Source organism: Microcoleus sp. AT3-A2, assembly GCF_036705685.1.
GTDB lineage: Bacteria > Cyanobacteriota > Cyanobacteriia > Cyanobacteriales > Microcoleaceae > Microcoleus.
In genome coordinates this window covers 46,709-62,826 of the sequence record NZ_JAUBVF010000034.1, presented here as the reverse complement: position 1 = coordinate 62,826, position 16,118 = coordinate 46,709, and the positions used below count along the sequence as shown (strand labels likewise).

The window sequence follows — 16,118 nt, the reverse complement described above, 5'->3', positions numbered from 1 at the left end:
ACCTAAACGGGTCTCAGCTAACTATGTTATTCTACCATAAATATAGTCTGTGTACTTACGCCGAGCTGTACTAGCTTTGACCTGTATCATTTGCTCCATTCTCTCGAAGAAATGCTCAAGCTCAAAGCTGAGTCAAAAGGTTTAGCACTTAGCTTACACATCAATTCTAATATTCCTCAGTATGTAAAAACTGACGAAAGTAAATTGCGTCAAGTCTTCATTAATCTGCTAGGCAATGCGATCAAGTTTACTACCAAGGGAAGTGTGACACTTCGGGTGGCAGCAATTAGTGCGAAACAAAAGTCTCCAACAGACAACGAACCACGGACTATTACGTTTGAAGTAGAAGACACTGGTTACGGCATTGATCCTACTGAGGTAGGCTCTCTATTTAAGGCTTTTGTGCAAACTGACGCGGGCCGGAAATCTCAAGAAGGAACTGGCTTGGGTTTACCCATCAGCCGACAATTCGTACAACTGATGGGAGGAGACATTACCGTCAGCAGTACCTTAAATCGAGGAACTATTTTTAGTTTTGATATCCAAATTAGCTCCCCTGAGATGGCTGAAGTTCAACCTCGACAATCAAGAAGGCGGGTAATTGGTTTAGAACCCAACCAACCCTCATATCGCATCTTGGTGGTTGATGATAAATGGGAGAGCCGTTTGCTATTGGTTAATGTTCTCGAACCGCTTGGCTTGGAGGTGCGCGAAGCAGTAAATGGTCAAGAAGCTATTACAATCTGGGAAACTTGGAAACCCCACCTAATTTGGATGGATATGCAAATGCCTGTGATAGACGGGTATGAAGCGACTAGACAAATTAAAGCCCTGATTCAAGAGGAGGCTACCGTGATCGTTGCGCTGACCGCTACCGCTTTTGAGGAAGAGCGAGCCATTGTTTTATCATCGGGCTGTGACGATTTTGTGAGCAAGCCTTTTCAAGAAGAAGTTATTTTTGCCAAAATGGCTGAACATTTAGGGGTACAGTATATTTATGAAGATTTACCGAAGCTTAAATTATCTCAGTTTGGGAGTCAAGACTTGAGTGTAAAAGAAGGGGAAAAAACTGGAAAGTTAAGGACAACTTTGGGGACAATGCCTGCGGAGTGGGTGATACAGTTACATCAAGGAGCTATCGATGCTGATGCAGAGCTGATTTTAAGTTTGGTCGCCGCAATCCCTGAATCCGATACTTCTTCTGCGGAGATTCTCACCGATTGGATTCATAATTTTCGATTTGATAAAATTACGGCCTTAACAGAAAAACTTCTCCCATGAACAGCCAGCAATTAGAATCTCATTTTGCCAATCTTTTAGTGGTTGACGATACCCCAGACAACCTGCGTCTTTTATCCACTATGTTGAGCGACAAAGGATATAAAGTTCGCGGCGTAATAAACAGGGAAATGGCATTAAAAGCAGCGCGTTCAACCCCACCCGATTTGATTTTGCTGGACATCACCATGCCCCAGATGAACGGCTATGAAGTTTGCCAACACCTAAAAGCGGATTGCAGAACTTCGGGTATTCCAGTTATTTTCTTGAGCGCCCTAGATCAAGTGTTGGATAAAGTCAAAGCATTTGCTGTTGGAGGAGTAGACTACATCACCAAGCCGTTTCATTTAGAAGAAGTTTTAGCTCGTGTCGAAAATCAACTAACTATTCAGCGTTTGCAAAAAAAGTTGCACGAGCAAAATGCGCGATTGCAGGAGTCCGAGGCTAAAGAGCGGAAAAAATCCCAGCAGCTAGAGCTGGCTCTAAAACAGTTACAACATACGCAAGCTCAACTCATCCAAAGCGAGAAAATGTCAAGTTTAGGGAATGTCGTAGCAGGGGTAGCTCACGAAATTAACAATCCAATTAGTTTCATTAAAGGGAACCTCTCGCCCGTAAGGGAGTACACTGAAGATTTGCTGAGGCTGGTGCAACTCTACACAGAAGATTTCCCCAATCCCACAGCAGCTATCCAGCAACAACTGGAGGCAATCGATTTCACTTTTCTCAAGAATGACTTGCCGAAATTAATTGCTTCTATGAGCATAGGAGCTGACCGAATCGGAGAAATAGTGCAATCGTTGCGGAATTTTTCCCGACTCGATGAATCTGACTTGAAAGCGGTGGATATCCATGAAGGAATTGAGAGTACGCTGATGATTTTGCAGCATCGGCTGAAAGATGAAGCAGACCAAACGATAATTAAAGTGGTAAAAGAGTATGAGGATCTGCCAAAGATAGAATGTTATGCGGGACAAATGAATCAGGTTTTTATGAACGTCCTGACTAATGCGATTGATGCGTTGCAATCCCCAAAATGTTGGGCAAATGATGTAGATGATAGCAGCCCAATCCCTACTATTACTATTTGCACGAAGTTACTCTCGGACTGTCAAGTGGGTATTTATATTACTGATAATGGGCCGGGCATAAACGAAGATATTCAACAACGCATATTTGAGCCATTTTTTACAACAAAGAAAGTGGGCCAAGGAAAGGGTTTGGGGTTATCGATTAGCTATGCTATTGTAGTGGACGACCACGGTGGGCAACTCCGTTGTCTTTCGATACCGGCTCAATGGGCGACATTAGCCATAGAACTTCCGATTCACTACTCTAAAAAACGTTTTTCTAAAGAAGATTTGGTCGGGTGATAATCCACACTAAACTCCAAGTATTCAAAAAGGGTGTAAAATTGTAAATCGTGTTTATTTAGGAGTCATATCATGTCCGATGGATTAACCATAATATCCCGGTCGGGGCGGGTTTTTGAGATGGTCAATTATTGGCAGGTATTGTTGGTGAACCCGCCCTTACTATTTGTCACAGAGTTGGAAACCTTTTCCGGTAACGCTCGTTAAATTACCAAGGGTCGCCGACTTGCTTTTTTTCAGTAGCTTATGCACGCACTCTCAAACCCAAAATAATGATGAATTTAAACCCTGATTTTTTTTCCGCAAAAACCCTAGCAATTGTTTGTGCAATTGCTGCGTTTGTTGTCCTTGCTAGCAAAGTCTTTGCCACAACAATCGATTATGCACCGCCATTTAAAGAAACTAGCTTTTACAGTACGATAATATCTGGTAATAACGATTTAGCTGACATTTATTATCCTAAACCATCTGATCTTAATTCGGGTAATTACTCTTTCCCCATTGTACTTTTATTGCAAGGTGCGCTTGTAGATAAATCATTTTATTCAGATTACGCTAGCCATGTGGCGCGGTACGGCTTTGTGGTAGTCGTTCCGAACCATTTGCGCCCTTCGCCCTTCAATCCCACTTCACCGCCTAATTTGGCGTCGGAAACTTCGCAAATTGCGGCGGTTTTGTCTCAAATGGCGATCGAAAACACAAACCCCACATCTCCGATCGCGTCTGTTATCGATACGCAGCGCCTTGGTTTATTGGGTCATTCTTTTGGTGGTGCAGTGGGGTTATCGGTGATTGCTAACAAATGTCTCCCAGAATTGTATTTGTGTCAAGAGCCATTTACGCGCCCGAAAGAACTATTAGCAGGTGCATTTTTTGGAGCTAACTTACGCAATCCGATTTCAAATGAATTTGTCGCCATTGCTAATGATGGCATTGCAGTGGCGTTGATTCAAGGATCTATCGATGGTGTCGCCCTGCCCGATCGAGCTCAAAGCACCTTTGACCAAATTCAAACAGCACCCAAAGCTTTGATTACTGTTATGGGTGCAAATCACTTTAGCATCACCAATGTTAATAACCCCGCTGGTGCGATGCCCGATCGCAATACTGCTACCTTAGAGCGAGCCGTGGGTATTGAAACGATCGCCCGTTGGAGCGCCCTGTTTTTGCGGGCACATATGCTTAAAGATCGATCGGCATTCGATTATATTTACTCTCAAGGTGACGCCCTCGATCCGAATGTCCGTGTTACCACCGTTGCAGTTCCCCAACCATCTTCTAAGTAGCTCCACTTAAAAAAAACGTAAGATAGATTAAGGCTAATAGATAGTGTGCCTACATTTTTATTATTGGGCATCACTTATCTGACAGACCGCCGGCACTATATTGTTTTAACCATCTATGTACAGTAATTCTATGTACACCTAAAGGTTCAGCTACATCTGTAAGGCTTTGACTCGATCCAGTTTTTAAGCAATAAAGTGCCTGTATTTTTTGTTTATTAGGTAGAGTTCGCTACTCGGACAGAATTATTTTTAACTCGTCTGCTGTTAAATCAATTCTTTGTTGGTAGTTTACTTTCATCAAGTATTTCTCAAAGTCTAAGCTTCTTTTTAGCATACTTGTTGGGAAATGATATTATTAACTAAATCTCCATTTTCAGTAATGTCAGCCTGTCGCTTAAAGACTAGCAACGTAATATCATCAAACACTTTCTGCTGACCGATATGTTGCCGTACATCTACAATCACCGCATCCTTAACTTCTGCTGCAGACTTGTACCAATTTTGACTAATCACTTCACACAGTTGCTTAAGTCCATACTGCTTTTTGCGGATGTTATAGGCTTCTGGAATGCCATCAGTATATAGCACCACGCCATCTCCAGGTTCTAGCTCAATCAGGATGTGACTGATGAAGCCTGCGATATCATCATCTAAAGCGATCGGGAAACCTAAATCCATCGTGTCGATGCGCTCAACTTCTCCATTTTTTCGCACAACTAGCGTTTCTTCATGCTGACCGCTGATGCTAATCAGTCCTTCGGAGTAGCTCAAAATCGCCAGCGTCAGACTTTTCTCAGAATTCATACGCTGTACGTTTTTGTAGAGGGTACGGTTGAGTACATCCAGGAATCGAACCGGGTCTAGTCCACGGATCTCTTGCAGAGTGCGAACTGAGGTTTGCGCCATCAGCATCAGAATGCCGCTTTCCAGGCCATGTCCGGTGACATCACCTATAGCCAGTGTGACAACACCATCGATCTGTAGCACGTCGTAGTAGTCACCTCCTACTTCATCGGCAGGTTCCATGTATCCGGCGATATCTAGTCCGTCAATTTCCAGTTCATCAGGGTTGGGCAAAATCATTTGCTGGATCTGACGGGCCACATTCACTTCTGCACCTAAGCGGAGGTTGTCTACTTTGAGTTTTTCGTTGAGGGTAATGATTTCCTGATTAGCACTAGCGAGTTCTGCTGTTCGTTCTTTAACTTTGTCTTCGAGGGTTTCAAAGGATTCTTGGATTTGCCTCGCCATGCTGTTGAAGGATCGTGCCAGCAGACCGATTTCGTCTCGCGATCGCATCTTCACACGCATATCTAAGTTACCCGCCGTAAACTGGGCAACCGCTTGGGTGAGGTAAATCACAGGCTTTGTTAATAGTTGTGCGATCGCAAAAGCGATGATAGTTACAATTGTGGCGATGATTGCTAATAAAAGAAGTGCATCACGTATTTGTTTTTCTACAGGTGCTAGGGCAACGGCAATGGGCTGTGCAAAAAGGACTGACCAAGGTTTATATTTCAGGCGGGCGATCGCTAAGAGGCTCAACTCATTATTACCCGTAGCTGCCAATCGTGTGGTTAAATAGGGCTGTTTAGTGTCTAATGCTTGCTTGAGGTCGGGCAAATTGATTGCAAGTTCTTTCGTTAGAGTTTTAGGCAAACGCCCTTCGCGTTGCAGTTTAGCTACAACATTGGGTGACAAAGGCACAATAGATTTGAAAAGGAGTTCAGGTCTAGTGCTATGTGCCAGATGAATATAGTGCTCATCTAAAAGAACTGCTAAGGATTTCGCACGTGCGTGTTCAGTTCCCCGACTCACCAACTGCTGAACAGATGTGGCATTGTATGTCACCCGCAATACACCCAATATATTTCCATTCGCATCGCGAACAGGACTGCTAAAGAAGAGCGTAACGAGGTTGGGAATTGTCGGCGATTGTCTAATACTAGAAACAAAAGATAGTTGAGTTTTGAGCGGTTCTTGGAAGTAATCTTGACCGGATTCATCTCGTCCAACATCCGGTGTATTTGTATCGAGTACATTCCGTCCCTTTAAGTTGAGCAAGGCATAGGAGATAATATTAAGCATATCTTTGCGACTGAGCCGAATTAAGGTTTCAGTCGCTAACATCTCTTGGGGACTACCATTTCGCCGTTCTGGAGGTAGGCCCAGATAGGCTGCCAAACCTGGTAAAATCGCTTCTACGCGCACGGCATTGAGATTCGCATCGATAAACCCATCTATTCTGTTAGCGGTTTCGTTAGCCTGTGCATATAGGGCTTGTCGTGCGTTGTCGGTCAAGGCATTTTCAGTTGTATGTTTGTCGATAAATGCTAACAGCAGCAATGGAATTAGAGCAACGACGAGAAACGAGACGATTAACTTTGTACGAATGCTGTTGAAAAACGAGCGCTTCATGGTTTCAGACTAGGAGGGGGGGTTAAGAAAGAAGAATTGAACAAGGTTTCTAGATTGGGAAGGCGCGTCACATTGCCAGCGCGAATAAAAAAGTCGGCATATTTCTTGGCGGTTTTGTAGATATAATTAGGACTGTCTGATTGAAAAAACTTTTGATTTTCTGCAAGATCACTGAGGTTTATTCCGTCGAAAGAGATTGTATTGCTGGGAATATTCAACGCTTTGCTCACGAGATCGTTTCCTTCGGGAATATTTGCTTCCCAATATGACAAGGCTTGAAACCAGCCTCGCACAAAGGCGCGAATATCTTCGGGGCGATCGCGTATCGCCTCACCCCGAAACGCGATCAAATCCACAATTAAGCCTGGGGTTTGCTTGCTTGTAAACAAAATTTTTGCCCCTAATTGTAATGCTTCAGAAAGATGCGGTTCCCAAGTGTGCCCTGCTTGGATAGCATTGTTTTGTAAGCGATTGGGAACTTCTAAACCATCAACTTTAACCAGTCTAACATCATCGCTCGTCAGCTTAGAGATTTTCAACATCTCAGTAACGAAGACTTCGCTAAAGCCGCCTAGATTTGCACCAAGCTTTTTTCCTTTCAAGTTAAGAATTTTTTTAATGTTTGATTGCGCGACTACCACATCTGCACCAGTCGATTCATCCACAACCATCACAGCTTGGATATCAGGATTTGTGGCACTCAAGATTATAAAATCTCCCAAGGTTAATCCGATCCCATCATACTTCCCTGCACTGAAATCTGCTTGTTGTAATTGTAAGTAGTCTACATAGCTGAGTTCCACGTCTACCCCTTGCGCTTTGAAGAATCCTTTCTCTTGAGCAATGATGCCAGGTCTATGGCCAACAAAAGAGATAAAACTTACTTTCAGGGGAGGACGTTTTACTTTTAGAGATTGCGGAGAATGACAAGCAAGCAGCAGCCAGCAGGTAATAATAATAAAGATGCTGTTGAAAAAGTATCGCTTCATGGTTTCAGACGAGGAGGGGGGGCTAAGAAAGAAGAATTGAACAAATTTTCTAGATTGGGAAGGCGCGTCACATTGCCAGCGCGAATAAAAAAGTCGGCATATTTCTTGGCTGTTTTGTAGATATAATTAGGACTGTCTGATTGAAAGAATTTTTGATTCTCGGCAAAGTCAGTAAGATTTATTCCGTCGAAAGAGATTGTATTGCTGGGAATATTGAACGCTTTGCTCGCGATCTGGTTTCCTTCGGGAATATTGGCTTCCCAATATGACAAGCCTTGAAGCCAGCCTCGCACAAAGGCGCGAATATCTTCGGGGCGATCGCGTATCACCTCACCCCGAAACGCGATCAAATCCACAATTAAGCCTGGGGTTTGTTTGCTTGTAAACAGGATATGCGCCCCTAATTTTAATGCTTCAGAAAGATGCGGTTCCCAAGTATGTCCTGCTTGGATAGAATTGTTTTGTAAGCGATTGGGAACTTCTAAAGCCTCGACTTTAACCAGCCTAACATCATCGCTCGTCAGTTGAGAGGTTTTCAACATCTCAGTAACGAAAACTTCGCTAAAGCTGCCTAGATGTGTACCAAGCTTTTTTCCTTTCAAGCTAGGGATTGTTTTAATATCCGATTGCGCGACTACCACATCTGCACCTGTCGATTCATCCAAAACCATCACAGCTTGGATATCAGGATTTGTGGCACTCAAGATTATAAAATCGCCCAAAGTCAATCCGATCCCATCATACTTCCCTGCACTGAAATCCGCGTCTTGGAATTGTGAGTAGTCTACATAGCTGAGCTCCACGTCTACCCCTTGCGCTTTGAAAAATCCTTTCTCTTGAGCAATGATGAGAGGTGTATAGCCAACAAAAGGTACACAAGATACTTTCAGGGGAGGGCGTTTTACTTTTAGGGATTCCGGGGAATGACAAGCAAACAGCAGGCAGCCGATAATAATAAATATACAGATGTAATTGAGTAGTTTAGACATACTATGTAAAGCATTCCTGGTGTAGAAAAGGGGACTCATATTTTCTTGAGTCCGATCGACCTAAGTGCATCCTCCGCAATCGCCGCTAAACCTGTTCCGGTGGCGATATCTAGAACAAGCTTAAGCTTGCCCGATCGCACTTTTGCCAACTCTACTAACCGAGTTGCAGCCTGTTTGTGACATTCATTATCGTAGTCGGGGCGGTTGTTGAAGTCATTGAGAATCTGCTGTTTGTAGGCACTTAGCGAGTCAGTCATGCCGAATTACTGGTTTAACTTTCTACATTGTGCCAGTTATGGTCGATCGCGACTCTCGTCGGAGGTGACATCAGTCAGCAATCTCTACAATGCCCGCAAATCTATGCAAAACCGCTACCGAGTATCAACTCTCCGGCAACAAACATCTGTCCAACTGGGATCGCGAAGCTGTAATCCGCTACAATCTGTGTTTGGTAAAGAATTTTTACAAGTTCACAGCCCATTACAGCCTTTGCGGCTTGTACTACCCAACCTGCCTGAAAATATGGATTTTGCTACTCTTGCTGCCCAGCTAAATGCTGGAACTATCTTGCCAGAGGGAATTGTCATCATCACCCTCTTGGTGGTTCTCGTCGGCGATTTAATCGTAGGCCGCAGTTCCTCGGCTTGGACTCCCTACGTTGCCGTTGCGGGTTTGTTGGCCGCCGTCGCTGCCTTGTGTTTGCAGTGGGATAACACGGATACCATCTCGTTTCTGGGCGGTTTTAACAGCGATGCCTTGAGTTTAGTGTTTCGCGGAATTATCGCTTTGAGTACGGCTGTCACTATTTTGATATCCGTCCGCTATGTACTGCAAACGGGTACTGCTTTAGCGGAATTTATCGGCATTTTGCTGACCGCTACTTTGGGGGGAATGTTCCTCAGCGGCGCTGATGAATTGGTGATGATTTTTATTTCGTTGGAAACTCTGAGTATCTCGTCTTATTTGCTGACGGGTTACACAAAACGCGACCCGCGTTCCAATGAAGCTGCTTTGAAATATTTGTTAATTGGGTCGTCTTCTTCGGCGGTGTTTCTCTACGGGCTTTCGCTGCTGTACGGGTTGTCTGGCGGCGAAACTAAGCTGAGTGCGATCGCGGCTAACCTTTCTACGGTGAATGAAGGTCAATCTCTCGGTTTGGTGATTGCTTTGGTTTTTGCGATCGCCGGAATCGCCTTCAAAATCTCTGCGGTTCCTTTCCACCAGTGGACTCCTGACGTTTACGAAGGTTCTCCTACACCCGTTGTTGCCTTTCTTTCTGTCGGTTCCAAAGCAGCCGGTTTTGCCCTAGCAATCCGCTTGTTAACAAGTGCTTTCCCCGCACTTATCGAACAGTGGCAGTTCGTGTTCACGGCCTTAGCCATTCTCAGCATGGTGTTGGGAAATGTGGTTGCCCTCGCCCAGACTAGCATGAAGCGGCTTTTGGCTTATTCGTCGATCGCCCAAGCCGGTTTTGTAATGCTGGGTTTGATTGCAGGAACAGAAGCCGGTTACTCCAGCATGATATTTTATATGTTGGTTTACCTGTTTATGAACTTGGGTGCTTTCGCCTGCATCATCCTGTTCTCGCTGCGGACTGGAACCGACCAAATTAGCGAATACTCAGGTTTGTACCAAAAAGACCCGTTGTTAACTTTAGCTTTAAGTATTTGCCTGCTTTCTCTCGGTGGAATTCCCCCCCTGGCTGGATTTTTCGGCAAAATCTATCTGTTCTGGGCTGGCTGGCAAGCAGGACTTTACGGCTTAGTTATTCTGGGATTAATTACCAGCGTAGTTTCGATTTACTACTACATCCGCGTTGTCAAGATGATGGTAGTAAAAGAACCTCAAGAAATGTCAGACGCGGTAAAAAATTATCCCGAAATTCGCTGGAACCTTCAGGGAATGCGGCCTTTGCAAGTCAGCGTTGTACTCACTTTGGTGGCGACAACATTGGCGGGAATTTTGTCGAACCCTTTGTTTAATTTGGCTAATGATGCTATTACCAAAACTCCCATGTTGCAGTCGGCATTGAGTCATGTGCAACCTGTTGCGGGTGCGAAAATAGAATCGAATTTGTTGTCTCGGCGGGATTAATTTTTCCTGGTTTTGAAATAGTGGAAAACGCCTGACTCTTTGAAGTTGGGCGTTTTTTTGTGTTGTGATATACTGTTAATTATGATTTTTGACCGCAAATATAGGCAGATAAACGCAGATAAACGCAGATAAAAGTTAGTACAGAGGCAACAATGTTAGTACAAAGTAAGGCAAAGTTTTATACTCCAGATGAGTACCGGGAGTTAGAGGAAACTGCTGAGTTTAGAAATGAATACCGCGATGGAGAAATTGTACAAATGAGTGGTGGTAGTATTAATCACAGCCGGATTATCCGAAATTTGAGTAGAGTCTTGGGAAATTTGCTTGAGGGGCAGCCCTATGAGCTTTTTCACAACGATTTGCGGTTGTGGATTCCTCGGTACCGACGGGGAACTTACCCGGATGTGATGGTGATTGAAGGGGAGCCAGTTTTTACCGAGGGACGCAGTGATGAGATCCTCAATCCGATGCTCATCGTGGAAGTGCTTTCTAAGTCTACCAAAGATTTTGATCGAGAGGATAAGTTTCGGTTTTATCGCTCTATCCCGGAATTCCGTGAATATGTGTTAGTCAATCAATCAGAGTTTTTAGTCGCACAATATATTAAAACAGAATCAAATGAATGGTTGTTTCGGGAATATGAGGGAGAGACAGCAACAGTTTCTTTTGCTTCCTTGGGAGTGCAAATGTCGATGAGCGAGATATATGCAAAAGTAGTATTTGAAACCCAGGAAACGGAAGTACAAGAAGAAAATTAATGCTATTGGGGGATGCGAATATCAAGAGACTCGACTGCTGAATCAAATTTATTCAGTAGTAATCGAGATTGTTACCAAGAAGTCGGGGATTTCGTTGGTTTGCACGTGAGTTTCCAAATTTAAATTAAGAGTAAAATTAGATGAATGTAATTTGGTTACTGTTAAAGGCTTCTTGGTTAAATGTTTCCATCGCCATACTCACAGGCTTAATCAGCGGCGGTTGCAGCGCTATGTTAATTTCCCTAATTAATCGTGCAATCAGCGACAATTCCAATGGAAATTTAGTCTGGTATTTTGCGGGATTAGCAATCTTGGCTCTTTTGAGTGGCTTTGTATCCCAATTTTTGTTAATCTACCTTTCTCAAGAAGCTGTTTACAATTTGCGACTGAGTTTGAGCCGTGGCATTTTGTCTACTCCTTTGCGGAACTTGGAAGAGTTGGGTGCTAACCGCTTGCTGGCCACTCTGACTGATGATGTGGGAACGCTTTCTAATACTATATTTTTGATTCCTTTTCTTTGTGTTGATATCGCCGTTGTTGTCGGCTGCTTAACTTATTTAAGCACGATTTCGGGTACGGTTTTTGTTGTTGTATTTGGTTTCCTGGTGCTGATGATTGGCACGGTGCAATTGTTGCTCAGCAAAATGCGAAGATTTTTCGATTTAGCCAGAGAAGAACAAGATATATTGTTTAAGCATTTTCGCAGTATTACTGATGGAATTAAGGAACTAAAACTGCATTCCTTACGCCGCCAAGAGTTTTTTACGGAAGAATTGCAGGTGAGTGCTGATGCTTCCCGCAATTATAACGTGACTGCTTTGAATACTGGTGCAGTTGCGATTGGAGTGGGTCAGTTGCTATTTTTTATGCTGATGGGTTTGCTGCTGTTTGCTTTACCCAAATTTGTGCCAGTTTCTACACCTGTTTTGTCAGCTTATATTCTGACAAGTACCTATTTAATGTCTCCATTTCAGAACATTTTGCAAAGGTTGCCGGCGATTTTTCGTGCTAATACTTCTGTGGAAAAAATAGAGAGAATGGGATTGGCTTTGGCGAGTCAAGCTGAGATAAATTCAACGGTTAAACCGATTAAAACTGCTGAGTGGGATACGCTGGAGTTAAATCAAGTAATTCACAGCTATCCCGGAGAAAAAGAAGACAGCAATTTTATTTTGGGCGAGCTGAATTTGAAGTTTCATCCGGGTCAATTGGTGTTTATAATTGGCGGTAACGGCAGCGGTAAGTCTACTTTAGCTAAGTTGATCACGGGTTTGTACATTCCTGAATCGGGAGAAATTCTCCTAGATGGTCAGCCAATTACTGATGAGAATCGTGAGTGGTACAGGCAGAATTTTTCGGCGATTTTTTCTGAATTTTATCTGTTTGAAAGGCTTTTGGGGATGACTTATCACGATTTGGATAAGCAGGCTGCTGAATATTTGCGAGAGTTTCATTTGGAAAATAAAGTTCAGGTGAAAGATGGAGTTTTGTCAACTACGGCTTTGTCTCAGGGACAGCGAAAGCGGCTGGCTTTGCTGACGGCGTATTTGGAAGATAGACCGATTTATTTGTTTGATGAATGGGCTTCGGATCAAGACCCGTTTTTTCGAGATATTTTTTACAAGCAGTTGCTACCGGAGTTGAAGCGGCGGGGGAAAACGGTTTTTGTAATTAGTCACGACGATCGCTATTTTGATTTAGCCGATCGCGCAATTAAACTAGATTACGGTAAAGTAGAGTATGACCGATAAAATGGATAACTACCGAATTGTCGAAACTTTGACCGAAAGCCAGGTTTCTGACTTGATGGATTTGTACAAAAACGAGTTTTGGAGCGACAAGCGGACGCGGGAGGATGTTGTGAAAATGCTGGCTGCTACTGATGTTATCATTGGTTTTGTCGATGAGAGCGATCGGCTAATTGCTTTTACTCGCGTTATCACCGATTTCGTATACAGAGCGATGATTTTTGATGTCATTATCAAGCCGACGCACAGAAAGATGGGACTGGGTGCGAAGCTGATGGATGCAGTTTTAAATCATCCAGAATTGCAAGCTGTCGAGAACTTTGCTCTTAACTGTTTGCCAAAGATGATGCCGTTTTACGAGCGTTGGGGTTTCACAGATGATGTGGGCGAGATGAAGTTTATGCGGCGAACAACAGGCTGAGCTCAGCCCCTTGAAAGCCCCAATTTTTCTCTAATTACGTCTTCTTTGAAACCTACTAAAACAGCCGTTCCATCTTTAACGAAAAGAGGACGTTTCAGCAGCATCGCATCCTTAGCAAAAGCATCTACCCACTCTTCGCTAGTCCAATTTTTCTTGTCCTCGCCCAAAGCGCGGTAAGATTGACCGGAAGTATTTCGCATGGGTTGAAAACCCAAAGCAGTTACCCAGCTTTGGATTGTTTCGCGAGTCGGCGGCTGTTCTTTTGTGTTAATGAACTCGTAATTAACATCGCTATCTTTGAGCCACTGGAAAGCTTTTTTGCAGGTTCCGCAGTTGGGGATTCCGTAAAGTTGAATTGACATAATAATGATTGTTGACTGTTGACTGTTGACTGTTGACTGTTGACTGTTGGCTAATAACAACTGACAACTAACTAATGACTAATGACTACTGACTAATCTAGCTTGTTGAACCCATTTTTGCACGCGATCGACTGAAGGAGTCAAGTCATTGCGCTGCATTGTCGCTACGTGCAGCCTTAAAACTTGTTGGTGCAATCTCTCCACGGGCATTTGAGCCAATTGAGCCGGAGAAGCAACGCCTGCGTGCAGTAACAGCCCGCAATACTGACACCCTACACTCGGAATTCGAGCCAAATTTGCCATCGCTACCCATTTATTAACATATTGAATGTTAATCTGTAATTGATTGGCTAGCAACACTTTCGCCGCCTGCGTTTTCGTCTGGCGAATTAGTTGTCCGGTTGTGGTGATGCTGCACTCTTCCAGTTGAGATTGGTTTTCCTTGCTCAATCCCGGTAAATGTGCGATCGGCCAGTCGCGTACTTGCACAGAAGTTTGAGGAGCTTTATGAGAAATTTTCATGTTTTTTCTGTTAATTTTACTTATACTTTAAAGTCTCATATATCAAACAGTCAATAGAGGATATCGCTCACGTCACCCAATCAACAAAAACCCGACCAAGGAATTTGACTAATTGCGGGTGTTGTGATATTTATGCTAATTGCCTGCAAAGTAGCACTTTCAGCCTATTTTTTCTGCCTGTGGAGCAGGCTTACTGCTTAACCAAATCATCCAGGCGATGACGACAATGACTATAAAAAATACAGCCTATAAATGCTAGCACAAAAGAAGTTACCGATGAGAATTTTAGCCAAACTGCCTGCCAAGTTTGCAGTCAGAATTTTAGTTATTTAATGCTGAGAATGAAAAAACTTGCGGCTGACTGCAAACCAAACTCAAAATTATAGGTTTTTACCCATGACAATTACACGAGGTTATAATTTGTCAACTAATACTTTACAGCAACGGCGGCAAAAACTGGCCGATTTAATTAATTTTCCGGTAATTCTCTGGTCGGGGCGCAGCATTCCCCGCAATTATCCGGCACTTACTTATCCCTTTCGTGCCAGCAGTCACTTTCTATATTTTGCTGGTTTGCCCTTAGAAAATGCTGCCATTCGCTTAGAATCGGGCAAATTAGAATTGTTCTTAGATGACGCACCTGCTAGTAGCACTCTTTGGCACGGAGAAATGCCGAAAAGAGCAGAAATTGCCGAACTAATTGGGGCTGATGCTGCTTTCCCAATGGCCGAATTGAAATCGCGATCTACAAATGCAGCAACGATCGCAATTCAGGATTCTTGGACTCAGTTGCAACAGTCTCAAATTCTCGCTCGCCCTCTGACACCGCCCAAATCCCCAACCGGAATCGATCTAGAATTAACTAAGGCGATTATATCTCTTCGCCTGAGCCACGATGCAGGCAGTTTGGCCGAATTGCGTCAAGCTGCCGCTGTCACTGTAGAAGCTCATAAAGCGGGAATGGCGGCAACCCGAAATGCTCAAATTGAAGCCGGGGTGCGGGCTGCAATGGAAAGTGTCATCATCTCGGAAAATATGACCTATGCCTATCCTAGTATCGTGACTGTGCATGGAGAAGTTCTGCACAGCGAACATTATCACAATTCCCTACAAGCAGGAGATTTGTTATTAGCAGATGTTGGTGCGGAAACATCAACGGGATGGGCGGCTGATGTGACTCGCACTTGGCCTGTTTCTGGAAAGTTTTCTCCGACTCAAAGAGCGATTTATGATGTAGTTTTGGCAGCACACGATACTTGTATTGATAAAATTAGTCCGGGGGTGGAATATCAAGATATTCACCTGTTAGCTGCTAGAATTATGGCGGAAGGATTGGTTGAGTTAGGTATCTTGCGGGGCAATGTTGAAGATTTGGTAGAAATGGATGCTCATGCGCTATTTTTTGTACATGGTATCGGACATCTAATTGGTTTAGATGTTCACGATATGGAAGATTTAGGAGATTTGGCTGGCTATGAAGAAGGAAGAACGAGAAGCAGCCGGTTTGGGTTGGGGTTTTTGCGGCTGAATCGAGTTTTGCGTGCGGGAATGCTGGTATCGATCGAACCGGGATTTTATCAAGTTCCGGCTATCTTAAATAACCCAGAAAACCGCGCCAAATATGAAGATTTCGTAAACTGGGAAGAGTTGGAAAAATTTGCCGATGTGCGAGGGATACGCATAGAAGATGATATACTTGTCATCGATGAGGGTAGAGAAGTATTGACAGGGAAATTGCCCACACAAGCTCCGGAGATTGAGGAGTTAGTTGCGGTAAATACGTAAGTTGAGCCGAGTTCGATCGCACATACGCAGTTTTATCAGGTGTGAAAAAAGATAAAGATGAATAAAGGTTGGCCAAGAAATCTTTCGATAGTAGT

15 protein-coding genes are annotated in these 16,118 nt (G+C 43.7%); 8 read left to right on the top strand and 7 right to left on the bottom strand.

Annotation, left to right across the window (positions count from 1 at the left end):
• The first annotated feature begins 111 nt into the window (after nucleotides 1–111).
• The 3 genes from QUB37_RS18835 (at nucleotide 112) to QUB37_RS18825 (ending at nucleotide 3,937) form a co-directional block, all read left to right on the top strand.
• On the top strand, nucleotides 112–1,281 hold the full coding sequence (locus tag QUB37_RS18835; protein ID WP_333164816.1) for an ATP-binding protein: 1,170 nt from the start codon (nucleotides 112–114) through the stop codon (nucleotides 1,279–1,281).
• Nucleotides 1,278–2,651, top strand: a complete 1,374-nt coding sequence (locus tag QUB37_RS18830; RefSeq protein ID WP_333164815.1) for a response regulator — start codon at nucleotides 1,278–1,280, stop codon at nucleotides 2,649–2,651. Before QUB37_RS18835 ends, QUB37_RS18830 begins: the two co-directional genes overlap by 4 nt.
• Nucleotides 2,652–2,923: 272 nt before the next feature.
• Entirely contained in the window at nucleotides 2,924–3,937 is a 1,014-nt protein-coding gene (locus QUB37_RS18825; protein WP_333164813.1) for a poly(ethylene terephthalate) hydrolase family protein, read from the top strand.
• Nucleotides 3,938–4,007: 70 nt separating this feature from the next.
• Here the strand turns inward: QUB37_RS18825 and QUB37_RS18820 are convergent, their stop codons facing one another.
• The 5 genes from QUB37_RS18820 to QUB37_RS18800 all read right to left on the bottom strand — a co-directional run bounded on the left by QUB37_RS18820 (nucleotide 4,008) and on the right by QUB37_RS18800 (nucleotide 8,590).
• Complete coding sequence (locus tag QUB37_RS18820) at nucleotides 4,008–4,142, bottom strand: helix-turn-helix domain-containing protein (protein WP_333164821.1); 135 nt, start codon at nucleotides 4,140–4,142, stop codon at nucleotides 4,008–4,010.
• A 122-nt stretch (nucleotides 4,143–4,264) separates the two neighbouring features.
• Nucleotides 4,265–6,355, bottom strand: a complete 2,091-nt coding sequence (locus tag QUB37_RS18815; protein ID WP_333164810.1) for a SpoIIE family protein phosphatase — start codon at nucleotides 6,353–6,355, stop codon at nucleotides 4,265–4,267.
• Nucleotides 6,352–7,344, bottom strand: a complete 993-nt coding sequence (locus tag QUB37_RS18810) for an ABC transporter substrate-binding protein (RefSeq protein ID WP_333164807.1) — start codon at nucleotides 7,342–7,344, stop codon at nucleotides 6,352–6,354. Before QUB37_RS18810 ends, QUB37_RS18815 begins: the two co-directional genes overlap by 4 nt.
• Nucleotides 7,341–8,333, bottom strand: a complete 993-nt coding sequence (locus tag QUB37_RS18805) for an ABC transporter substrate-binding protein (RefSeq protein WP_333164804.1) — start codon at nucleotides 8,331–8,333, stop codon at nucleotides 7,341–7,343. Before QUB37_RS18805 ends, QUB37_RS18810 begins: the two co-directional genes overlap by 4 nt.
• Nucleotides 8,334–8,368: 35 nt before the next feature.
• Nucleotides 8,369–8,590: a hypothetical protein gene (locus QUB37_RS18800; RefSeq protein ID WP_333164802.1), complete on the bottom strand. Its 222-nt coding sequence runs from the start codon at nucleotides 8,588–8,590 to the stop codon at nucleotides 8,369–8,371.
• Nucleotides 8,591–8,855: 265 nt separating this feature from the next.
• Between QUB37_RS18800 and QUB37_RS18795 the strand changes: the two genes are divergently transcribed.
• The 4 genes from QUB37_RS18795 (at nucleotide 8,856) to QUB37_RS18780 (ending at nucleotide 13,354) form a co-directional block, all read left to right on the top strand.
• Nucleotides 8,856–10,427 (top strand): NAD(P)H-quinone oxidoreductase subunit N, encoded by a 1,572-nt coding sequence (locus QUB37_RS18795; protein ID WP_333164818.1) that lies wholly within the window; start codon nucleotides 8,856–8,858, stop codon nucleotides 10,425–10,427.
• Between the two features lie 152 nt (nucleotides 10,428–10,579).
• Nucleotides 10,580–11,185, top strand: coding sequence for a Uma2 family endonuclease (locus QUB37_RS18790; protein WP_333164800.1), 606 nt, complete (start codon nucleotides 10,580–10,582; stop codon nucleotides 11,183–11,185).
• A gap of 140 nt (nucleotides 11,186–11,325) precedes the next feature.
• Nucleotides 11,326–12,936, top strand: a complete 1,611-nt coding sequence (locus QUB37_RS18785; protein ID WP_333164798.1) for a cyclic peptide export ABC transporter — start codon at nucleotides 11,326–11,328, stop codon at nucleotides 12,934–12,936.
• On the top strand, nucleotides 12,926–13,354 hold the full coding sequence (locus QUB37_RS18780; protein WP_333164796.1) for a GNAT family N-acetyltransferase: 429 nt from the start codon (nucleotides 12,926–12,928) through the stop codon (nucleotides 13,352–13,354). The genes QUB37_RS18785 and QUB37_RS18780 overlap by 11 nt, the downstream gene beginning before the upstream one ends.
• Nucleotides 13,355–13,356: 2 nt before the next feature.
• Here QUB37_RS18780 and QUB37_RS18775 read toward each other — a convergent pair whose 3' ends face one another.
• Complete coding sequence (locus tag QUB37_RS18775; RefSeq protein WP_333164794.1) at nucleotides 13,357–13,716, bottom strand: Spx/MgsR family RNA polymerase-binding regulatory protein; 360 nt, start codon at nucleotides 13,714–13,716, stop codon at nucleotides 13,357–13,359.
• Between the two features lie 78 nt (nucleotides 13,717–13,794).
• Nucleotides 13,795–14,238: a DUF4332 domain-containing protein gene (locus tag QUB37_RS18770; RefSeq protein ID WP_333164792.1), complete on the bottom strand. Its 444-nt coding sequence runs from the start codon at nucleotides 14,236–14,238 to the stop codon at nucleotides 13,795–13,797.
• A gap of 396 nt (nucleotides 14,239–14,634) precedes the next feature.
• On the opposite strand from QUB37_RS18770, the gene QUB37_RS18765 reads away from it, so the two are divergent.
• Nucleotides 14,635–16,023, top strand: coding sequence for an aminopeptidase P family protein (locus QUB37_RS18765; protein ID WP_333164789.1), 1,389 nt, complete (start codon nucleotides 14,635–14,637; stop codon nucleotides 16,021–16,023).
• Nucleotides 16,024–16,118 lie beyond the last annotated feature (95 nt).